Origin of the sequence: Pseudomonas batumici, from assembly GCF_036585405.1 — a bacterium.
In the GTDB taxonomy this organism is placed as follows: Bacteria; Pseudomonadota; Gammaproteobacteria; order Pseudomonadales; family Pseudomonadaceae; genus Aquipseudomonas; species Aquipseudomonas batumici.
On record NZ_CP144470.1, the window covers coordinates 2,894,693 to 2,913,650 of the forward strand.

Here is an 18,958-nt window from a genome sequence, read left to right on the forward strand (position 1 = left end):
GCCGGCGTCAATCAACTGCTGGTCCTCGACTCACTGGACAACCTGCTGACCGCCCAGCGTGACCGTGCCGCCCGCTGGCGCGCCACGGAAACCAATCGCCAGGCGACCCCGGCCACCCTCGCGGCCATGGCCGCGCTGGACAAGGCCCAACCGGAAATCAACCAGACACTCGACACCCTGGGCCAAACCCTGCAAAGCGAAGGAGCCGGTGCCGACACCCTGAAACGCTACCAGATCCTGCAAGCCGCCCTCGAAGGCCTCGACTCCGCCAGCCTGAGCAAGGTCGGCTGGTGGCCGGACGGCTACGATCGCTTCACCGCCGCCCTGAGCGCGCTGCAAGCACTGCGCGAACAGGTCGCCATGGACAGCCGCCTGATCCTCGCGCCTTGGATGGAAACCTACCTGCTCACGCAAATCGCCACCCAGCACGCGCCTGACCTGATCGAGCGGGTCGGCCGCCTGGCCAGTGTCGGCCAGGCGTCCGTGGTCTCCGGCCAGTTCAGCCTGCAAAGCCGTCTGCAATTGAAGGATCTGCGCGGTCGTATCGGCGATGCCCGTGACCAGTTGACCAAGACCGGCAACCTGCTGGAAAGCCGCCTGCCACCCGAGCTGCAAAACTGGGCCGAGCGCTACCATGCCAGCCTCCAACACCTGGACGACGGCCTCAAGGCGCTCGACGACGGCATGTTCGGCGGCAGCATCACCCTCAAGACCGATGGTTTCGAGCAGACCCTGGACAAGATGCTCGGTGAACTCGCCAGCTTGCGCCAGGACTCCCTCACCTCCCTCGACAGCCGCCTGGACTATTACCACGGTGCGGCCATCCGCCAGTTCAGCCTGTTGGCGGGGATCTTCGGTTGCCTGCTGCTGGCGGCGCTGTACCTGTTCATCTGCCTGCAAGCCTCGATCCGCCGCAGCGCCAGCGGCATCACCCTGCTGGCCGAATCCCTGCGTGACGGCAACCTCTGCCTGCAAGTGCCGGTGGAGGGGCGTGACGAGCTCGCGGCCATCAGTACCGCGCTGAACGTCGCGGTGGTGCAACTGCGCAGCAGCCTGCAGGGCGTGGACCACGAGACGCTGCAACTGAGCGCGGCCGTGCGTACCCTCAACAGCCATTCCAGCGGTGCCCTCAGCGAGGTCGAGACACAACAGGCGCAGATCAGCCAGATCGCTGCGGCGGCCACGCAACTGGCGGCCACTTCCCAGGGCGTGGCGCAGAGTTGCGAACAGGCGTCCGGCAGCGCGCAGAACACCCAGCGCATCGCCTCGGACAGCAGCCGCGACAGCCAGCGCACCACCGCCAGCATCCAGCAGCTGAACCAGCGCCTGAACGAAACGGCCGCGGCCCTGGGTCGGGTCAGCGAACAGGGACAGCAGATCCAGTTGGTGGTCGACACCATTCGCGGCGTGGCCGAGCAGACCAACCTGCTGGCCCTGAACGCCGCCATCGAAGCGGCGCGGGCCGGCGAGCAAGGGCGTGGCTTTGCGGTGGTGGCGGATGAGGTGCGCAGCCTGTCGCAGCGCACCCAGAGTTCGACCGCCCAGATCGCCAGCACTGTCGACAGTCTGCGGGCCACGGTCAGCCAGGCGGTGACCTTGATGGAGGCCGCCTGTCTCCAGGCCGAGACCGATGCCCAATCGGTGACCGGGCTGGGCCAGCGGCTGGTGGAAATCGCCGGCGCCGTGCAGACCGTCACCGACACCCTGGCGCAGATCGCCACGGCGGTGGATGAGCAGGCCAGCACGGCGGACGAGGTCAGCGGCAATATCCAGCAGATCGATCAGGCGGCGGTACGGCTGCTGGAGGGGGCCCGCGCGGTCAACCGTGCGGCGGACAGCCTGAGCGAAGGCAGCAAGGCCCTGAGCGACAATACCGGGCGCTTCCGCCTGAGTTGAAGCGGCGTTGGCCCACGGTTTTCGCCGTCGGGCCTTAAGCTTTTGATAGCGTAGAGAAAATTTTCAGATATTTGCTTGACACAACGTCGTTCCCAGCGAATAATGCGCGCCACTTGGCTACATAGCTCAGTTGGTTAGAGCATAGCATTCATAATGCTGGGGTCCGGGGTTCAAGTCCCTGTGTAGCCACCAAGTACTAAAAACGGCTTACCGCAAGGTAGGCCGTTTTTTTATGCCTAGAGAAAAGTGGTTGGGACGGGCCGCAACAGACGCTTTCGTTTTGTCTCGTGATTTTCAGCGATCAAGGAAGGACAAGAACGCAAAGCCCGGCGCGAGGCCGGGCTACCAATACCACTCTACCGATATCGCTATTTTGCAGGCGTCGTGATCGCGGCTGGCGGTGGAGTGGGCTTATCCACCTTTCCTGTCTAATAGAAGGTGACACACAGAGCGGCAACCGCTATGCCTATGCCGACCGCAGTCAGCATTGCGCGCCAGATGTTCAGCTTCAAGCTGCCAAGGTGCGATATATCGTCTCTGATATTCGCTACAGACTCATCGAGCCTTTGGTCGCGCTCTGACTGAGCGGCAAGAAACCCAGAAAACTTCTCATCCCAGGCCTTATCGCGAGTCGCCTGCTCAGCAAGGAACGACTCGCGTTGCAGGTCAAGCTCACGTCGAATTATCTCGTCGCGCAAACCGATCTCTTTTCGAAATTCATCAGAGCGTCGATCTGTTTCCCTCTCCATACGTTCAACGCGCTTATCCATCCGCTCTTCGATGGCGAATAAGGGTGAAGTCAATTCGTCGCGAGTGTCTGTCATAGGCCCAGTATCAATTTTTCCTCGTGTGGTCGTCCTGAGTGAATGTCTCCCGAGCACCAGCAAGAGACGGCTCCCACCCAACCAAATGCGTACCTTATCTCCCGGTGCTTTTCCTCGACCAGCAAGACATCTCCCTTTCCCTCGTCCGAAATTTCCTAGAATCTTCCACCCTGTTGCACCTGCCGATTTCGCTGGCTAGCCTTGAGTCGTCACTGCCAAATCAGTGATCGGGTTTAGCAGCCCAGAGTCGATTGGCGCACGTTGGAGATTCTTCATGTTCAAGGTACCGCCTAGTCCACCCGTTTCATCCGCTGTCGAAAGCATCGATCCACAAGCTGTCGACCGCGCCCTGTCTCACTACTTGCAGCCAAAAGGCCACGCGCCAAAACCGCCCAGCCCCACAACACCGCACAAACACCCACCAACCTCCCAAAGCCGCGAAGACGCCCTGGTCAACGCCAGCTCAATCCTCGACTCCGCGGCCGCCACCACCTATGAAAATGCCGACAACCTCACGGGCGCCAACCGCAAGGTGGCGATGGGCATCGTGCATCTGATCGAGCTGGCACAGCGGCAGGTGTCGACGCGCTGTTTGATCGCCTGATCGGCGGTTGCACAGCGCGCATCGAATCCTGACGAAAGCCAAGCAGCTACGGGGTAAAAGACCGAAGAAGAAACAATATCCTGACCGATGCGTTAAAGTTTAGAAACCAGTCACGCTGTTAGTGAAACGATCGTCCACAATTAGCAAAATACGAAAATTTTCGTATTCGCCGATGAAATACACCTTGTTACACATTGACAGCCAGAATTTAACGCCTAGAATCGATGCTACAAATGAGCCTCTGGAGGGATCTGGAGGGAATAAAGTAAAGGAATACACCGATGCGTGAAAACTCTCGGCAGCACCGTATTGTAATATGCAATATTCCAAAATTATTCCTCCTGACAACAATATCCGCTCATCACACTTCTTTCTCACCGCCTCGCGGTGCGACTTCCATTGCCCCCATCTCACCTGAATTAATTTCGACTTTCACACCTTAGAAAGTGCTAGTTCGCAATAACTGACATTCATGCTATCCGGCCTGCCGCTGGCCGTTGTTAGCCTGTTCGCAATTTTCGAAATTATAACTTCGTTAGTTATAGGGCGGCGTTCGCTCTAAAAAAGCAGTTCTGATCAAATGGAATTCCTGTTCTTACTCAAGGAGTGGCTTGGCCATGTTCAAAAGTCGCAAGCGCATCGCACTTGATGATCCCAGTCTGGAACGTGTGAAGTTGACACCGCAGATGCTCGACTACGATCGATTCGCCAGTCGTGGTCGTTCCCAGTACTTGCCCTATGTCATGGGCTTCAATGCCGCCGACTACCGTTCGCCATCGATCAATACCGATCGGCTCGGCTTTCGGATCGCCCATGATGCGCAAGGCCAACCGATCAGTGCCGCTAGCCTGGGGACGCACGCACCGAAGGCCGTCAATCTGCTGGTCGGGGCCTCGTCAGCCTTGGGATACGGGGCCTCCAGCGATGCCGCCTCGGTGGCGAGCCGCCTTGCCGCGCAGGATCCCGACGGTACGCCATGGCTGAATTTCGCCGGACACTGCTTCAATTCGACCCAGGAACTGATGTTGTTCGTGCTTCATCTCCACCGCTTGCCCAAAGTGCGCAAGATCGTGGTCCTGGGCGGCTTCAACACACTGGTCATGGCCCGTCTTCCCGAGTTCATTCGCGGTGACCTGCCGCCGTACCACTTCTGCGGCGATTACTATGAAAAGTTCGATGAAATTGCCGAGGAAAATGGCGGCGAACTGCCACCTGTCAAACTTCCAAAGTGGCCGACCGAAACAACCGCGGTACCACCGATTGCACACACGGTGGCACGCGCCGGCGAAGACACGCTTAATTGTCTGACCACGTGGAAACGGCTTGCGGACTCCCTCGGCGCGGAACTGTCATTTCTCATGCAGCCCCTCGCGACCTGGGTAAGAAAGCCCTGCACCGAAGAGCAGAAGCTGTTCGATGAACTTGACCAGATTTCCCGATTTGGCACGTGGCAAAACTTGTATGGCGATATATCGGATCCCGCCGTCGCGGACCATTACGCCGATAACCTGGCCAGCGGTTGTCATGCGCGGGGTATTCGATTCTGTAATCTGGTCGATGATTTACGTCAACGCCCGAGCGATGAATGGTTATTTGTCGACCGCGCGCACTATACCGACCTTGGCAGTGATGTCGTAGCACGCGCCATTCATCGAAACCTGCAATAAGGATTGAGGAGGCTTTATGTTAAAGCGAATTCGCAAGGCACTTGGCGGGCTGTTCAAGAGAAAGAAAAAAGCCAAGAAGAAAAACAATTCCTCTATTTATCCAATGTACTGATGAAGACTAATCGGCAGATCTTTTCCAGCTTCCTCGGGGCCCAGGCCGGGGAAGAAGCCAGGCGTCTGTTTACGTCGGCTTCCCTGCGCACCTGCCTCGATGCGGTGCCCGGAGCAGACCAGGCAGACCTCGACTTCACCAACGAGACGATCCTGGCCGGGCTGCCAGGCGTTGCATTCGAACGGCTGCGCCCCGTGCGCGAAGGATTTGGCAGGTTGACGCAGGCGCTCAAGGCTGACGAAGCGGATGCCCGGGCGCTGCGTGCCAAAGCGGCGCTGGAGTCGGCCCCCTTGCTGATCGGCAGCCAATACCTGATTCATGGGCTGTGTGGCAGCTGGAACAACGAAGCGCGCTACGCAATGGCAGCGCTGAGAATCCATGCGGCGGATGTGGGTGTCGGTCAGCCGGCGGCCAGTCGCATCCAGCGCTATCAGGAGTTGCTGCGTCAGCATGGGCTGGCGGATGCCGGCGAAGACCTCTTGCGGGCAGGGGCTGACCCGAGGATCTCGGATGGGGCCTTCAACTTTGCTTCGACTCTGGTCCTGTTGGGGTATTTCCCGGAGTCGCTGATGGCTCAGGTCCTGGGTGCCAACCTGTACCTGCGTCATTGCGGGTTGCTGCCTTCGTTCGAGTTCATCACTCACGATGAGCCGTCCGCCGGCCAATTCCTCGATCTGCGTCGCGACCCCGCCGGTGGCAGCGATGACCTCGCCGCGCTCGCTGAAACGGCCGTGCGCGAATTCCTCGTGCACGCGGGGTACTCCGGCCACGAGGGTGTACGCCAGGGTTACCTGTGGGCGCGCTGGCAGACCGAGGCGATGAGCGAGGCGCTGCTCCATGTGCTTGAGCGCTGGCTCGATCCGAGGGAGGCGGCGCGTCACCTGATCAGCCGTCGCCGGCTGGATGCTTGCCAGTACCATGAGAAAACGCGACTGAACAAGGTGCCGATGAAGCCCTTGCTGGAGGTCGACGATGCCTTGGCGTTCCTCGACCACCTCGCCGCCAGCACCTACGTGAGGGCGGGCCAGCCGGAGTCGAGTCCGCTGCTCACCAGCCTGATTTCGCCGCGGGGAAAGATGTTCCGCATCTTCAGTCGCGACGACATCGCCATTCTTCATCGCTGGATCGCCGGCTTGCCCTATGCCGATGCGCCCCTGCAAGCCGCGGCCTGCCAGATGTGGAAGGACGACGGCCGGCTCGTAGGGGCCATCCGGGAGGACATCGAGGCGCCGGTCCTGGCGGCCAGCCTCAGCCCGCGACAGGCCTACCCGCGCCTGCTGCGGGTGGAACTCACGCCGGCCGAGGAACACTACAGCGGACACTACGTGACGCGCTGGCTTGCCAGGGCCGCACGTGGCGTCGCCGACGGACGTTGCCCATTGCCGGAGCAATGGGCGCCCGGTGTTCTGCGCCAGTGGTTGCAGGGCCAGCACGTGGCGTCCAACCAGGCACTGGAACAGGACGAAGAGCTGCCGTCCCGCGAGGACGTGGTGGCCGATATCCTGTCCCTGGCGCCACTGACGATGATCGACGGTGCCTGGCTGGCCGGGTTCGCCCATCCGGCGGTGGCCTCCACGGCGTACGGCAGCCGACTGTTCGAAACGCTTTTCGATGAGCTGGGCAACGGCATCGAGGCTCAGAACCATCCCATCATCTACCGCCATCTGCTCAAGGCGATACAGGGCGAGTTACCGGCCACCGCCGACCCTGGATACGCCAATGCGGCCTGTTTCAACGACGACGACTTCGAACTTCCAGTGTTCTGGTTATCGATCAGGCGGTATTCGCAAACCTACTGCGCGGAGATCCTCGGGCTGAACCTGGCGATGGAACTCTCCGGTGTCGGTGGCGGCTATCGGCGGACCCACAAGGCCTTGGTCGCCTATGGCTATCCGACGATGTTCGTGGACCTGCACAACTCCATCGACAACATTTCCACCGGCCATACGGCATGGGCTGCCGCCAGCCTGGATGCCTACCTCAGCGCATTTCCTCGAAGTGACCGTGACGCCATGTGGGCGCGGGTCCGTACCGGATTCGTCGCGCTCAATCCACCCAGGGAGCAAACAATGCTGGATAAATTTCGCAAGAAAGTGAGGGCGCTGCTATGACGTGCACGCTGGGCATCTCTGCCTTCTATCACGACAGTGCGGCCACCTTGGTGGTGGACGGAAAGATCGTTGCCGCCGCCCAGGAAGAGCGCTTCAGCCGGATCCGCCATGACCCGGGCTTTCCACGCCTGGCCATCGAGTACGTCCTGGCGCACGCGGGCCTCAAGCTGGCCGACGTCGACCATGTCGCCTATTACGAAGACCCGGCGCTCAAGTTCCGCCGTGTGCTTTCGACCGCCGTCGTGGCCGGGCTTTCGGCCGTGCGTACCTATGCGCCGGCGCTTGGCGACTGGCTGTCGACCAAGCGACGGATGGACCGTGAGGTCGTGCGTCACCTGAAAGCGATGGGAGACCGGGACGGTCGCCGGATCGAAGTGCATGGCCACCACGCGTCCCACGCCGCGTCGGCGTTCTTCCCCAGTCCGTTCGAGAGCGCCGCGATCCTGTGCATCGACAGCGTCGGCGAATGGGCGACGACCACCCTATGGCACGGCAAGGCAGACGGCATCAAGCTGGTGGCGGAGCTGTCCTTCCCTCATTCGCTGGGCCTGCTCTACTCGGCGTTCACCTATTTCTGCGGCTTCAAGGTGGACTCCGGCGAATACAAGCTCATGGGACTCGCGCCCTATGGCAAGACGACCTACGTCGACAAGATCCTGTCGAACCTGATCGACGTGAAGCCCGATGGCAGCTTCAGGCTCGACTGGACCCGATTCGAGTTCATCAACGGCGAAGTGATGACGGGCGAGGCCTTCGAGCAGCTGTTCGGTGGGCCCCGGCGCTTGCCCGAGGCGCCACTGACCGAACGCGAGTTCGACCTGGCGGCATCGGTACAGAAGGTCACGGAAATCATCGTGTCGCGCCTGGCCAAGACGGCTCGTGAGCTCACCGGCGAGACATCGCTGTGCATGGCCGGCGGCGTTGCCCTCAACTGCGTGGCCAATGGCGTGATCTCCCGCGAGCGAACCTTCGACAGGCTGTGGGTGCAACCCGCGGCGGGCGATGCGGGTGGCTCGCTAGGCGCCGCGCTGCTGACCGACCGCAAACACCGCCGGATAACCCGCCGCGAGCTGCCCACTGGCGTCCTCGACGGTATGAGCGGCGCCTTGCTCGGCCCGCAATACAGTGAGGAGCAGATCAGGGACGAGCTGGAAGCCTGCGGCGCGGTTTTCCACAGGCTCTCGCCGGAGGAGGTCGACCAGCGGGTAATCACCAGCATCGAGAACGGCGGGGTCATCGGCTGGTTCCAGGGGCGGATGGAGTTCGGTCCACGCTCGCTGGGCGCCCGTTCGATCCTCGGCGATCCACGCCGCGCGGATACCCAGACGACCATGAACCTGCGCATCAAGTTTCGCGAATCCTTCCGCCCCTTCGCGCCCGTGGTGCTTGAGGAAGAAGCGGCGGAGTACTTCGACATCGTCGAGGAAAGCCCCTACATGCTGGTGGTCTCGCCAGTGGCCGAGGCCATTCGCAAGGTGATCCCGAAGGAACAGGCGCAACTGACCGGCATCGACCTGCTCAAGGTGGCGCGCAGCACGCTGCCGGCGATTACCCACGTGGACTTCTCGGCCAGGGTGCAAACCGTGGACCGGGAGCGCAACCCGCGGTTCCGCGCGCTGCTTGAGCGCTTCCACCAGCGTTCGGGGTGTCCCGTACTGGTCAACACCTCGTTCAACGTGCGTGGCGAACCCATCGTGAACACGCCGTTCGAGGCCTATCGCTGCTTCATGCGCACCAACATCGATGTGCTGGCGATCGGCGATTTCTACCTGGACAAGTCGGAACAACCGCAGTTCGAGGAGGCGGTGGACTGGCGCGAGACCGTGCCGCTGGACTGATCATTTCATTCACTAGGGAAGGTGCACCATGAATTACGTTCTGCTCTACCTGATCTTGCCACTGGGGATGTTTATCCGCCGAACCACCGCGTTCGCCCACCGACCGGACCCCAAGGTCAGCTCATACCTGAACCGCAAATCATGAGCGTCATGGCCATGGATGTTCAGCAGGCTTCGATGGTCCAGGTCATGGTCATCCACGAGCCCGACCTGACCGGCCTGGAAGGTTGTCGCGCGAGGCTGGCCGACACGCCGCACTGTGCCGACAGCGTGGGAGAAGTCGGCGGGGATTGGCTGGGCAGCGTGCTGGGCAACGACATCGTCGAGGCGATCCGGGCGTTCCCCGCCAGCCCGTACAAGGCACTGCTGCTGCGGGGCATCGCGCTCTCCACGGAGGTCGCGACGCCGTGCAATGGCTTCCTGCCCAATGCCCAGTGCGTCCTGGACTTCGACCTGCTGCAGTTCGGCATGCTGCGACTGCTGGGGGTCAAGCCGCATGCGGTCGAGTACGAGAACCACGGCAAGCTGGTCAGGAACGTGGTGCCGGTGCCGGAGGCTGCGGGTACCACGAGCTCCTGGGGCGCGGACGTGGAGTTTTTCTGGCACACCGACAATCCCAACTGGCCCTTCGACGACCAGAGCCAGGATGTCACGGCATCCGTGCCGAACTTCCTGGCCTTTACCGCCGTGCGCAACCTCGAACGCGCCTCCACCGACATCGTCTGTGTGGACCACATCGTCTCGCAGCTGCCCGCCTGGGCGATTGTCCAGCTGCAGCGACCGGCCTACACCTTCGGTGCCCCCGCTTCCAACGAGGGCTTCGATGGCCAGCAGAAGGTGCTGCCGATCCTGGAGCAGGGCGATAGCGGTTATCGCCTGCGCTTCGACGACGGCATCGTGGCGGCGCTCGACCCGGACAGCAAAGAAGCCCTCGGGCTCCTGTGCCAATGCCTGCGCGATGCGCAGGGTATAGCGGTGGTGCTGCAGCCGGGTGACTTCTTCATTTTCAAGAACGCCCGCGTGCTGCACCGACGCAAGGCGTTCCAACCCATGCCCAACAGCGAGGCACGCTGGCTGCGCAGGGTGTACGGCAGCTGAACCTTTTCTTCAAGACCCATCACGATAAATAGGGAGTTCACACATGAACAAGCGTATCGCAGTAGTCGGTGGCCGCCCCGCCCCCATTCACGGGGCCAAGGAACTGGGTATCGACGTAGTGCTGGTGCACCAGGAGGGTGACTACGAGCAGGAGATCGTCGCCCATTGCGAACGGGTGGTGCATGCCCGGATCGACGACGCCGAGGCGATCATCAAGGTGCTCGAACCCCTGCATCGCGAACGTCCGTTCGATCGCATCATCACCACCACCGAAGTGGCGGGCGAGTCGACGGGCAAGGTGGTCGACCATTTCGGCCTCACCGGGGTTTCCTACAAGACCGCGCGCCTGCTCAAGGACAAGGTGGCCATGCGCGAGCTGCTGGCCAAGCATGACTTGAGCCCGGTCGCCTATCGCCATGTCACCCGTGCGCAGGACGCCATCGCCTTCGTCAAACAGCATGGCAAGTCGGTACTCAAGCCGGCCGAAGGCGTCGCCAGCCTGCATATCCATCCCTGCGATGACGAAGCCTCCGCCACCCAGGCCTGGCAAGCGCTGCAGGACGCCGACGTCAAGCACATCATCATCGAGGAATACCTGGAGGGGCCGGTCGTCAGCGTGGACTCCTTCTCCTTCAAGCGCCGCCACCTGCCAATCGGCTACTCGCAGTACCGCATGAACGACAAGTACGTCGAGTGGGAGGTCAGCACGCCAAGCACCGAGGCCAAGAAATGGCTGAAAGAGCTGAAGGAAATGACCTGCCGCCTGCTCGACGCCGTAGAGCTGGAGGAAGGTCCTTCCCACAGCGAGTTCGTGCTGACGCCGAAAGGCCCCCGGGTACTCGAATCCCACGCCCGTTTGGCCGGTTCGGGTGCCCCGGAGCTGGTGCGGCGCGCGTTCGGCCTGGACCTGAACCGGATGTTCCTGACCGTGCCCCTGGGTATCGATACCCTGCCCGAGGTATCACCCGAGCCGAAGGCCGGTGCGGCGATCCAGTTCTTCGTCCCGACACCTGGCAAGGTGAAGAAGGTCGAGCTCGACCTCAAGCCTGACGTCGACGTGCGTCACACCCGGCAGGGCGAGACGCCGCTGGTGTTCCTGCCGTTCCTGTTCGAGCTGGGCCAGGCCGAGCGGGCCGTGGTCATCCAGAAGCACGAGGGCGACCAGATTCCACCGCTCGACACCGTGGCCGACTGCGTCTCGGGGTATGTCCTGGCAACGGGCCGCTCGCGTGAGGACGCCGTGCGGATCGGCGACGAACTGGTGGAGGCGGTTCACTTCATCGTGGAGCCCAAGGCATGAGCTACGTGCTCTGCTTGCATCGTTGGGTCGGCTCCCAAGCCCTCTATGACCGATACGAGTTGCCGGCGGGCATGATGATTCGGGCGATCTGCACGCCCGAATCCCTCGCGTCGCTGCCGAGCGAGCGCCTGGCGTCGAGTTCGACGCTGGCCTCGCTGGACGATGCCGGGGCGGTCATGGCCGAGGTCGAACGCCTGGTCGAGCGGCACGGCGCTCCGGCGCTGGTGGTCGCCCTCAATGAAGGCGACCTGCTCAATGCCGCGTCGATTCGCGAACGATGGGCGGTGCCGGGCGACGTGGTGGCCTGGACCGAGCGGTTTCGCGACAAGCTCACCATGCTCGAGATCGCCGGCCGGCAGACGTCGATCAGCGTACTGCCGGCGGTGGCCGCCGATTCCCGCGAAGCCGTGGAGCAACTGGCGGCCGAGCATGGCTATCCGCTGGTACTCAAGCCTCGCTATGGCACCGCGAGTCGCGGCGTGAAGATCCTTCGCGATCCCGGGGATCTTGATCAGTTGCAGCAGGCCGTGGAACCCATGATGGTCCAGGTCTACTGCGCCGCCCCCATCCTGCACGTAGACGGTTGGTGGGATGGGCAGCGAATCGTGGTGGTCACGGCGTCGCGCTATGTGAACAGTTGTGCCGATTTCGGTCCGGACAGCCCGCTGGGCAGCATCGAACTGGAGGAAGGCGAGGACGAGCAGCGGATTGCCCGGCACGTCGAGCACTTGCTGGCGACCTTCGCGCCGGAACGGGAAATCGTCTTTCACCTCGAACTGTTCGACCGGGGTGACGAGTTGCTGTTCCTTGAGATTGGTGCCCGGGTCGGCGGTGCCGAAATTCCGTTCCTCTGGCGGGAGGTGCGGGATATCGACCTGCTGGGGATCGCCTGGGAACTCCAGACAGGGGCATCCACCCGCTACAGGGACCTTGCGCGCAGCCGCAGCAATAAGGGCAGGCCCTTGCACCGCGAGCGAGGTGCCTGGGTGATCGCCCGGCGCGGCAGCTCGCCGGGCGATGGCCTGGGGACCCTGTACTGGGCCCAACCGCAGGACCTGGAGCGCTCCGCCAGCGGTGTCTATGAGGGCGCCAGGACCCGCCTGCGCCTGCGCAGCTTCGATGGTCCCGCGCTGGTACACGATGTGGGGAAGGTTTTCGAACAGTTAACCGAATCATGGAGCATTCAATCGTGAGAACAGCAGTTGCAACAGATGCCAATCCTGGCATTGGCGAGGTGTGCGACCGTACCTTGGCCAGTCTCGACGGGCGCGGACAGCAGCCGACCGCCCACTCCTCTGTAGACGAAGGAGCACGCTGATGGTGGCGCCGGAAAACCTGGCCGGTGTGGCCATCATCGCCCTGGGCATGGTACTGACACCTGGACCGAACATGATCTACCTGACCTCGCGGGTGCTTTCCCAAGGGCGGTTGGCGGGGATGATTTCCCTGGCGGGCGTGGCCCTGGGCTTCGTGTGCTACCTGCTGGCTTCGGGACTAGGGCTGGCGGCCTTGTTCAAGGCCGTGCCGGTGGCCTACGACGTCGTCCGGATCGCGGGCGCGTTCTATCTGGGCTACCTGGCTTGGAACATGCTCAAGCCCAGGGGCTCCTCCCCCTTCGAGGCGCGCGAGTTGCCGCCTCACTCGCCGAAATGGCTGTTCACGATGGGGTTGGTGACGAACCTGCTGAATCCGAAGATTGCGCTCATGTACTCCGCGCTGATTCCTCAGTTCATCGATCCTTCCGCGGGATCGACCTTGCAGCAGTTCATTCAACTGGGACTGGTACAAATCGTCATTGCCGTCACCGTGAACGGCATGATCGTCCTGGCCGCCTCCAGCGTCAGCAACTACCTGACCAAACGCCCCTCGGCCATGCGTACCCAGCGCTGGCTTTCCGGAACTGTACTCGGCGTGTTTGCGGTCGATATCCTGCTGCGCAAGCCAATGACCTGATAGAAGAGCGGGCCTTGCACAAGCTATCAGCCATACAAAAAGCCCCAGGCACTCGCCATGCTCTGGGGCTTTTTCTTTCTCAAAATATAACGTGACGATGACCCACAAGCGCCTAACGCGACGGAACCGGTTGCAGTTGGTAGTAGTAGCCCGGTGGTGGCGGCGGCGGTGCCTGGTAGTAGACCGGTGGCGGCGGGACATACACCGGCTGCGGCTGAACGTAAACCGGTTGTTGGACGTAAACCGGAGGCTGGTTGGCGACGACCGAGCCCACCACGGCAGCGCCGACAACCGCACCCAACAGGGCGGGACCACCCCAACCCCATCCGTAGCCATGATGATAGCCGTAACCGCGCCCATCACGGGCCTCGGCTTGCCCCACAACGGCGAGCACGCCCACGAGCAAGACGGCTACTTTCATTCTTGAGAGTCGGCTAATCATGATAAGTCCTCTTTTTGCACCGAACCTACGGCCTTAATAATATCTCCGGGTATACCTCTCAGACAGTTTTTTTTGGAGAATCCGCGACGCGATCAAGTAAATACTTCGTAAAGTTTGTATCGCGTCCGGTACCTCAAAGCGGCGCTGGGTCGGATATCCATGCCCAGCGGTTTCATGAAAACGAAAACAACCCCACGAATGACTTTATCCAGCCATTCCAACATCAAACTTTGACAAGTTTCTGCGTCTATAAAACGACATTCATATACCTAAACAATCGCCGGATACTCATCATGCCTGTCTGGCCAAGGGGTCAACACCTCGAAACCGTCATCAGTGACGGCCACCATATGCTCCCACTGGGCCGAGAGTGAGTGATCCTTGGTGACCACCGTCCAGCCATCGGCCAGGGCCTTCACATGGCGTTTGCCGGCGTTCAGCATGGGCTCGATGGTGAAGATCATGCCGGTTTTCAGCTTCAGGCCCTGGCCCGGCCAGCCGTAGTGAAGGACCTGTGGCTCATCGTGGTAGACCTTGCCGATACCATGGCCGCAGTATTCGCGCACGACACTGAAGCCGTCCCGCTCGGCAACGCTCTGAATCGCGTGACCGATGTCACCCAGCGTAGCGCCGGGGCGGACCATCCGAATACCGGCGCACATGGCTTCATACGTCGTATTGACCAGGTGTCGCGCTTGCGGGCTGGGCTCACCGACGAAGTACATGCGGCTGGTGTCGCCGTACCAGCCATCCTTGATCACGGCGATATCGATATTCACGATGTCGCCATCCTTCAGGACCCTGGCCGAAGGGATGCCATGGCAGACCACCTCGTTGACGGAGGCACACACGGTCTTCGGGAAGCCGTGATAGCCGACATTGCCGGGAATGGCCTTCTGCACGTTGACGATGTAGTCGTGACAGAGCCGATCCAGTTCGTCGGTGGTGACCCCCGCCTTGACGTGGGGAGCAATCATCGCGAGCACCTCGGCGGCCAACCTGCCCGCCGTGCCGGACTGGGCTATTTGCGCCGGGGTATTGATCTTGATGTTCGCCTTCATTGCTGGGCTCCTGGTGCGGCATGAACCTGGGAGCCTTGCGAAAGATCCGCGAGCGCGCACAGCTGTTTCAAATCCAGGCCGCCCGCCAGCTCGGCACGAACCAGCAAGCGGCTGATGTCGCGGTGATCCAGGTTGGGATGCAGCTCCGCCAGCATCCCGATGCGCATCCAGTGCTCGGCCTGGGCATTGATCGAACGACTCAACGCATCGCTGGCGACGCGCAGTTGCTCATGCATGCTCTCTGAAATTTTTACGATACCCATCAGCCCACCCGATACGAAATGCATATGAATCGTATATTAGTCGATCATGGCTCGGGATGAAATGAAAGGTGCTGAACGTCAGCAGTCTTCTTCAAGGAGCAACAGAGCATCCAGTGTCTGGCGTTTCCTGATAAGGCGATGCTCGCCGTCATTCACCAACACCTCTGCCGCATGGGTACGACTGTTGTAGTTGGAAGACATGGAGGCGCCGTAAGCCCCGGCCGTATGGAAAACCAGGTAATCGCCGACCTCGGCAGCGGGCAACAGACGAGACTCGACGATCCCGCCTTCGGACTGGGTGAAGACGTCGCCCGACTCGCAAAGAGGCCCGGCCACAACAGTGGCCTGCATGGGCAATGGCTCATCGCGCTGGGTCAGCAACGAGATTTCGTGATAACTGCCGTACATCGAGGGGCGCATCAGGTCACTGAAACCGGCATCGACCAGGGTGAAATGGTTGCCGCCCATGTACTTGGTGGCCCGAACCTCCGACACCAGCACACCGGACTCCGCCACCAGAAAACGCCCCGGCTCGATTTCCAGGCGCACCGGATGGCCCAGATGGCGCTCAACCTGCTTCCGGGCGTGGTCCCACTGGGCAAAATAATGCTCGGTATCGACAGGTTGTTCGCCCGCCCGGTAGGGCACCGATAAGCCCCCACCCGCTGAAATGGCCTCGATATCCTGGCCCAGGCCCACCACCAGCTCGGCCATGGTGCTGCAGACCTGCTGCAAATGCTGGTAATCCACCCCGGAACCAATGTGCATGTGCAGCCCCACCAGGTGCAGGCCGTGGTCGCGTACCAGCGTCAGGGCTTCCTCCAACTGGGTGTGCCATATCCCATGCTTGCTGTTTTCGCCGCCGGTGTTGGTCTTGCGGCTGTGTCCGTGACCAAAGCCCGGATTGATCCGCAGCCATACACGGTGGCCGGGTGAAAGCGGCCCCAACTGGCGCAGCATGTCGATCGAACCGACATTGACCTCGACCCGCGTCTCTACCACGCGCTGCAAGGTGGCTCGATCGAACACATCGGCGGTGAACACGACACCTGCCGCTCCCTGCACAGTGTCGGTGCTGAATCCGGCCTGCAGCGCCCGCTCGAGCTCGCCGAGAGAAACCGCATCCACCTTCACCCCGGCCTCGCGCATCAAACGCAGGATATGCAGGTTGGAACAGGCTTTCTGGGCAAAGCGCACCGTATCGAATGCAGCGAGCTGCCGGACACGTTCTTGAATCAACCGGCCGTCATACACCCACAAAGGGGTGCCATGACGCTCAACCAGTTGCAGTAGCAGGTTATCAGCGAGGGATTTCATATCGGCAGGTCTCAGGCAGGTAACGCGCATGCAGCAAAGGGCTATCGCGCAATCAGCAGCATGATGGGGAAAGAAAGGGTAGTCATAAAATATCAATATTCATCAAGGCTATTCATTTACGATATGGCTTTCGAAGGAAGATGAGCCCGGTCCATGTCAGCCACGTTGCGCCATATAGAAGTGTTCAGGGCCGTCATGACCACCGGCAGCGTGACGGAGGCCGCGGCGATGCTGCATACCTCCCAGCCGACGGTCAGTCGCGAACTGGCGCGCTTTGAACAACTCACCCAGCTCAAGCTGTTTGATCGCGTGCGCGGCCGCCTGCGACCGACGGCACAGGCGCTGTCTCTGTTCGAGGAGGTCCAACGGGCCTACTTCGGCCTGGGGCGGATTCTCAATACCGCGGCGTCATTGCGGGAGTTCGATCAGGGTCAGTTGTCCATCGCCTGCCTGCCGGTGTTCTCGCAATCCTTGCTGCCCAGGGCGTGCCAGCGTTTCTTTACGCAGTTTCCAAAAGCGGGCATGACCATCACGCCGCAAGAATCTCCTTTGCTGGAGGAGTGGTTGTCGGCCCAGCGCTACGACCTGGGACTGACCGAAGTGGCGAGTGCGCCGCCGGGGACGGAGGTGTCGCCCTTGATGGTTGTGGATGAAGTCTGCGTCTTGCCGAGCGGCCATCCGCTTCTGGAAAAAAAGCTTCTGGTACCTGAGGACTTCGCCTCGAAACCCTTCATCAGCCTGTCCAGCCTCGACAGTTACAGGCAGCAGATAGACGAGATCTTCCGACAGGCCCAGGTAGAGCGGCAGATGGTGCTGGAAACCCACAGTGCGGCGTCGGTCTGTGCCATGGTGCGCGAGCGCGTTGGCCTGGCCATCGTCAACCCGCTGACAGCCCTGGACTTCGTCGGGCAAGGCCTGGAGATCCGCCCGTTCAGCGTCTCGATCCCCTTTACCGTGAGTCTGATCAAACCCTTGCATCGTCCGGCTTCCAGGCTGGTCAGCCGGTTCGAGGAGGCGTTGCGGGAACAGGTTTCGGTGGTTGAGGCCCGGCTGGCGGCGATCAGTGCTCGTTCAAGTGTGAACTTGTAGACTCCAGCCTAGCCTCATGATGCGTGCTGTTGACCACTTGACCGTACCACCCACCCACTTGAAAGGATTGCCCCATGCCTTTAGTCAGAATCGATGTGGCTGCCGACACAAGCCCCGAAACCGTCACCGCAATCAGCGATGTGGTTTACCAGGCCATGGTCCAGACGGCCAATGTCCCTGAGCACGACAAATTTCAAATCATCAATCGCCACGCCAAGGATGAGCTGATCTACCCCGCAGCCGGCTACCTCGGTGTGACCTACACGCCGAAAATCGTCTTTATCCAGGTGACCTGGAACGGGGGGCGGACGGTCGAAGTCAAGAAGGCGTTCTACAAGGCGATCGCCGAAGGTATTCACGTCAGGACCGGGCTGCGCAAAGAGGATGTCTGGATCAGTTTGATCGATGTAAAACGCGAGGACTGGTCGTTTGGCAACGGAGAGATGCAGTACGCGCCAACGGAATAAGATGACATTTTAAATATTGGGGTGGAGCACTCAATGCTGCGCCCTATTTGACGGCTACACTACAACCCAGCGCCTCCAACCATTCGTACAATCGATAGTGACCATCAAGGAAGGCAAGTTCTGTTTTTCTGGAAAAGGAGGAGGATAGCGTCATGCCGAACCGACTTCAGAAGGAAAACACGCGATGAGAATCTCTACCTTGCTGGCTCTTGTCGCCGTATTGACCGGTGGTTTCTTCGCCACAGCCCCTGCCTACGCGGCCGACGATCAATCCTGCCATTTCCTGCCGGTGGCCGACAGCGCCGCCAGCCTGAAACATGCCCGCTCGGTTGGGGTGCTCTACAGCGAAAATACCGTCAGTACGCTCCAGTACCTTGAGCGCTACCACGCCGTCGCGCTGAACGGCGCGAAGAACGCTGCGCTGGATTCGCGCATCAGCGACGCGTTCGTCAACAGCTCCGATCCGAAACTGGCCATCGACTGGCTCATGGCCTCGCTGCAGAAGCAGTTCGCCTCGGTGACCGTCTACGACAACCTCGATGCACTGGTACAAGCCCGTCCCGATGCGGTGGTGATGCTCGACACCTACAGTCGCCTGGTGACCAAGCGCAACATCCAGTTCGAAGCGCGTTTCGTCGCCACCTTCTACGACTCGAACCTGCAATACATCGGCAAGGCCGAAGGCTTCGGTGGCAAGGCACTGCCTTCGATCTGGGTCCATGGCAAGGCGGCACCGGAAATTGCCGCGCAAATCAATCAGCAACGCGAGTTGCAGGTCAACGCCCTGAAACAATTCGATGCCTCGCTGAAAGCCTTGGTGACATCCGGTGACACCGACCGGGTGGCGACCAACTGATTCCGTACCCCTTGAGGGGAGCCCGGCTCCCCTTCTCTCTTCTGCCCGCCAGCCAATCAA

Annotated in this window: 17 protein-coding genes and 1 tRNA gene; 13 read left to right on the forward strand and 5 right to left on the reverse strand. The window is 61.1% G+C overall.

The window, feature by feature from the left end; all coding sequences use genetic code 11:
- The first annotated feature begins 741 nt into the window (after positions 1-741).
- Together NUH87_RS31255 and NUH87_RS13115 are read left to right on the forward strand one after the other, a co-directional pair.
- Positions 742-1,896, forward strand: coding sequence for a methyl-accepting chemotaxis protein (locus NUH87_RS31255; RefSeq protein WP_422393937.1), 1,155 nt, complete (start codon positions 742-744; stop codon positions 1,894-1,896).
- 115 nt (positions 1,897-2,011) lie between these two features.
- Positions 2,012-2,088, forward strand: a tRNA-Met gene (locus tag NUH87_RS13115).
- Between the two features lie 236 nt (positions 2,089-2,324).
- Here the strand turns inward: NUH87_RS13115 and NUH87_RS13120 are convergent.
- On the reverse strand, positions 2,325-2,720 hold the full coding sequence (locus tag NUH87_RS13120; protein ID WP_338526272.1) for a hypothetical protein: 396 nt from the start codon (positions 2,718-2,720) through the stop codon (positions 2,325-2,327).
- A 274-nt stretch (positions 2,721-2,994) separates the two neighbouring features.
- On the opposite strand from NUH87_RS13120, the gene NUH87_RS13125 reads away from it, so the two are divergent.
- The 8 genes from NUH87_RS13125 to NUH87_RS13160 all read left to right on the forward strand — a co-directional run bounded on the left by NUH87_RS13125 (position 2,995) and on the right by NUH87_RS13160 (position 13,403).
- Positions 2,995-3,324 (forward strand): DUF6124 family protein, encoded by a 330-nt coding sequence (locus NUH87_RS13125; protein WP_338526273.1) that lies wholly within the window; start codon positions 2,995-2,997, stop codon positions 3,322-3,324.
- Positions 3,325-3,941: 617 nt separating this feature from the next.
- On the forward strand, positions 3,942-4,991 hold the full coding sequence (locus tag NUH87_RS13130) for a hypothetical protein (protein WP_040070892.1): 1,050 nt from the start codon (positions 3,942-3,944) through the stop codon (positions 4,989-4,991).
- Positions 4,992-5,102: 111 nt separating this feature from the next.
- Positions 5,103-7,214: an iron-containing redox enzyme family protein gene (locus tag NUH87_RS13135; RefSeq protein ID WP_338526274.1), complete on the forward strand. Its 2,112-nt coding sequence runs from the start codon at positions 5,103-5,105 to the stop codon at positions 7,212-7,214.
- Positions 7,211-9,052, forward strand: coding sequence for a carbamoyltransferase (locus NUH87_RS13140; protein ID WP_338526275.1), 1,842 nt, complete (start codon positions 7,211-7,213; stop codon positions 9,050-9,052). Before NUH87_RS13135 ends, NUH87_RS13140 begins: the two co-directional genes overlap by 4 nt.
- Before the next feature lie 156 nt (positions 9,053-9,208).
- Entirely contained in the window at positions 9,209-10,150 is a 942-nt protein-coding gene (locus tag NUH87_RS13145) for a TauD/TfdA family dioxygenase (RefSeq protein WP_338526276.1), read from the forward strand.
- 43 nt (positions 10,151-10,193) lie between these two features.
- Complete coding sequence (locus NUH87_RS13150; RefSeq protein WP_338526277.1) at positions 10,194-11,450, forward strand: ATP-grasp domain-containing protein; 1,257 nt, start codon at positions 10,194-10,196, stop codon at positions 11,448-11,450.
- Positions 11,447-12,643, forward strand: coding sequence for a biotin carboxylase (locus tag NUH87_RS13155; protein ID WP_338526278.1), 1,197 nt, complete (start codon positions 11,447-11,449; stop codon positions 12,641-12,643). Before NUH87_RS13150 ends, NUH87_RS13155 begins: the two co-directional genes overlap by 4 nt.
- Positions 12,644-12,767: 124 nt before the next feature.
- Complete coding sequence (locus NUH87_RS13160) at positions 12,768-13,403, forward strand: LysE family translocator (RefSeq protein ID WP_338526279.1); 636 nt, start codon at positions 12,768-12,770, stop codon at positions 13,401-13,403.
- Between the two features lie 112 nt (positions 13,404-13,515).
- Here NUH87_RS13160 and NUH87_RS13165 read toward each other — a convergent pair whose 3' ends face one another.
- The 4 genes from NUH87_RS13165 to lysA all read right to left on the reverse strand — a co-directional run bounded on the left by NUH87_RS13165 (position 13,516) and on the right by lysA (position 16,486).
- Positions 13,516-13,845, reverse strand: coding sequence for a hypothetical protein (locus tag NUH87_RS13165; protein WP_338526280.1), 330 nt, complete (start codon positions 13,843-13,845; stop codon positions 13,516-13,518).
- 269 nt (positions 13,846-14,114) lie between these two features.
- Positions 14,115-14,906, reverse strand: coding sequence for a type I methionyl aminopeptidase (map, locus tag NUH87_RS13170; RefSeq protein ID WP_040070900.1), 792 nt, complete (start codon positions 14,904-14,906; stop codon positions 14,115-14,117).
- Positions 14,903-15,169: a ParD-like family protein gene (locus NUH87_RS13175; protein ID WP_040070902.1), complete on the reverse strand. Its 267-nt coding sequence runs from the start codon at positions 15,167-15,169 to the stop codon at positions 14,903-14,905. The genes map and NUH87_RS13175 overlap by 4 nt, the downstream gene beginning before the upstream one ends.
- Before the next feature lie 78 nt (positions 15,170-15,247).
- Complete coding sequence (lysA, locus tag NUH87_RS13180; protein ID WP_338526281.1) at positions 15,248-16,486, reverse strand: diaminopimelate decarboxylase; 1,239 nt, start codon at positions 16,484-16,486, stop codon at positions 15,248-15,250.
- Between the two features lie 153 nt (positions 16,487-16,639).
- Here lysA and NUH87_RS13185 point away from each other — a divergent pair, with 153 nt between their 5' ends.
- The 3 genes from NUH87_RS13185 to NUH87_RS13195 all read left to right on the forward strand — a co-directional run bounded on the left by NUH87_RS13185 (position 16,640) and on the right by NUH87_RS13195 (position 18,898).
- Positions 16,640-17,575: a LysR family transcriptional regulator gene (locus tag NUH87_RS13185; RefSeq protein WP_338526282.1), complete on the forward strand. Its 936-nt coding sequence runs from the start codon at positions 16,640-16,642 to the stop codon at positions 17,573-17,575.
- Between the two features lie 74 nt (positions 17,576-17,649).
- On the forward strand, positions 17,650-18,042 hold the full coding sequence (locus NUH87_RS13190) for a tautomerase family protein (protein ID WP_338526283.1): 393 nt from the start codon (positions 17,650-17,652) through the stop codon (positions 18,040-18,042).
- Positions 18,043-18,226: 184 nt separating this feature from the next.
- A complete protein-coding gene (locus NUH87_RS13195; RefSeq protein WP_338526284.1) occupies positions 18,227-18,898 on the forward strand; it encodes an ATPase in 672 nt (223 codons plus the stop codon).
- Positions 18,899-18,958: the final 60 nt, after the last annotated feature.

What these genes read in the sequence shown, in the direction of transcription:
- NUH87_RS13135 (WP_338526274.1), top strand. Translation starts at nt 5,103, where the DNA reads ATGAAGACTAATCGGCAGATCTTTTCCAGCTTCCTCGGGGCCCAGGCC.
- NUH87_RS31255 (WP_422393937.1), top strand. Translation starts at nt 742, where the DNA reads ATGCTCGGTGAACTCGCCAGCTTGCGCCAGGACTCCCTCACCTCCCTC.
- NUH87_RS13125 (WP_338526273.1), top strand. Translation starts at nt 2,995, where the DNA reads ATGTTCAAGGTACCGCCTAGTCCACCCGTTTCATCCGCTGTCGAAAGC.
- NUH87_RS13165 (WP_338526280.1), bottom strand. Translation starts at nt 13,845, where the DNA reads ATGATTAGCCGACTCTCAAGAATGAAAGTAGCCGTCTTGCTCGTGGGC.
- NUH87_RS13155 (WP_338526278.1), top strand. Translation starts at nt 11,447, where the DNA reads ATGAGCTACGTGCTCTGCTTGCATCGTTGGGTCGGCTCCCAAGCCCTC.
- NUH87_RS13185 (WP_338526282.1), top strand. Translation starts at nt 16,640, where the DNA reads ATGTCAGCCACGTTGCGCCATATAGAAGTGTTCAGGGCCGTCATGACC.
- NUH87_RS13145 (WP_338526276.1), top strand. Translation starts at nt 9,209, where the DNA reads ATGGATGTTCAGCAGGCTTCGATGGTCCAGGTCATGGTCATCCACGAG.
- NUH87_RS13175 (WP_040070902.1), bottom strand. Translation starts at nt 15,169, where the DNA reads ATGGGTATCGTAAAAATTTCAGAGAGCATGCATGAGCAACTGCGCGTC.
- map (WP_040070900.1), bottom strand. Translation starts at nt 14,906, where the DNA reads ATGAAGGCGAACATCAAGATCAATACCCCGGCGCAAATAGCCCAGTCC.
- NUH87_RS13160 (WP_338526279.1), top strand. Translation starts at nt 12,768, where the DNA reads ATGGTGGCGCCGGAAAACCTGGCCGGTGTGGCCATCATCGCCCTGGGC.
- NUH87_RS13190 (WP_338526283.1), top strand. Translation starts at nt 17,650, where the DNA reads ATGCCTTTAGTCAGAATCGATGTGGCTGCCGACACAAGCCCCGAAACC.
- NUH87_RS13195 (WP_338526284.1), top strand. Translation starts at nt 18,227, where the DNA reads ATGAGAATCTCTACCTTGCTGGCTCTTGTCGCCGTATTGACCGGTGGT.
- lysA (WP_338526281.1), bottom strand. Translation starts at nt 16,486, where the DNA reads ATGAAATCCCTCGCTGATAACCTGCTACTGCAACTGGTTGAGCGTCAT.
- NUH87_RS13150 (WP_338526277.1), top strand. Translation starts at nt 10,194, where the DNA reads ATGAACAAGCGTATCGCAGTAGTCGGTGGCCGCCCCGCCCCCATTCAC.
- NUH87_RS13130 (WP_040070892.1), top strand. Translation starts at nt 3,942, where the DNA reads ATGTTCAAAAGTCGCAAGCGCATCGCACTTGATGATCCCAGTCTGGAA.
- NUH87_RS13120 (WP_338526272.1), bottom strand. Translation starts at nt 2,720, where the DNA reads ATGACAGACACTCGCGACGAATTGACTTCACCCTTATTCGCCATCGAA.
- NUH87_RS13140 (WP_338526275.1), top strand. Translation starts at nt 7,211, where the DNA reads ATGACGTGCACGCTGGGCATCTCTGCCTTCTATCACGACAGTGCGGCC.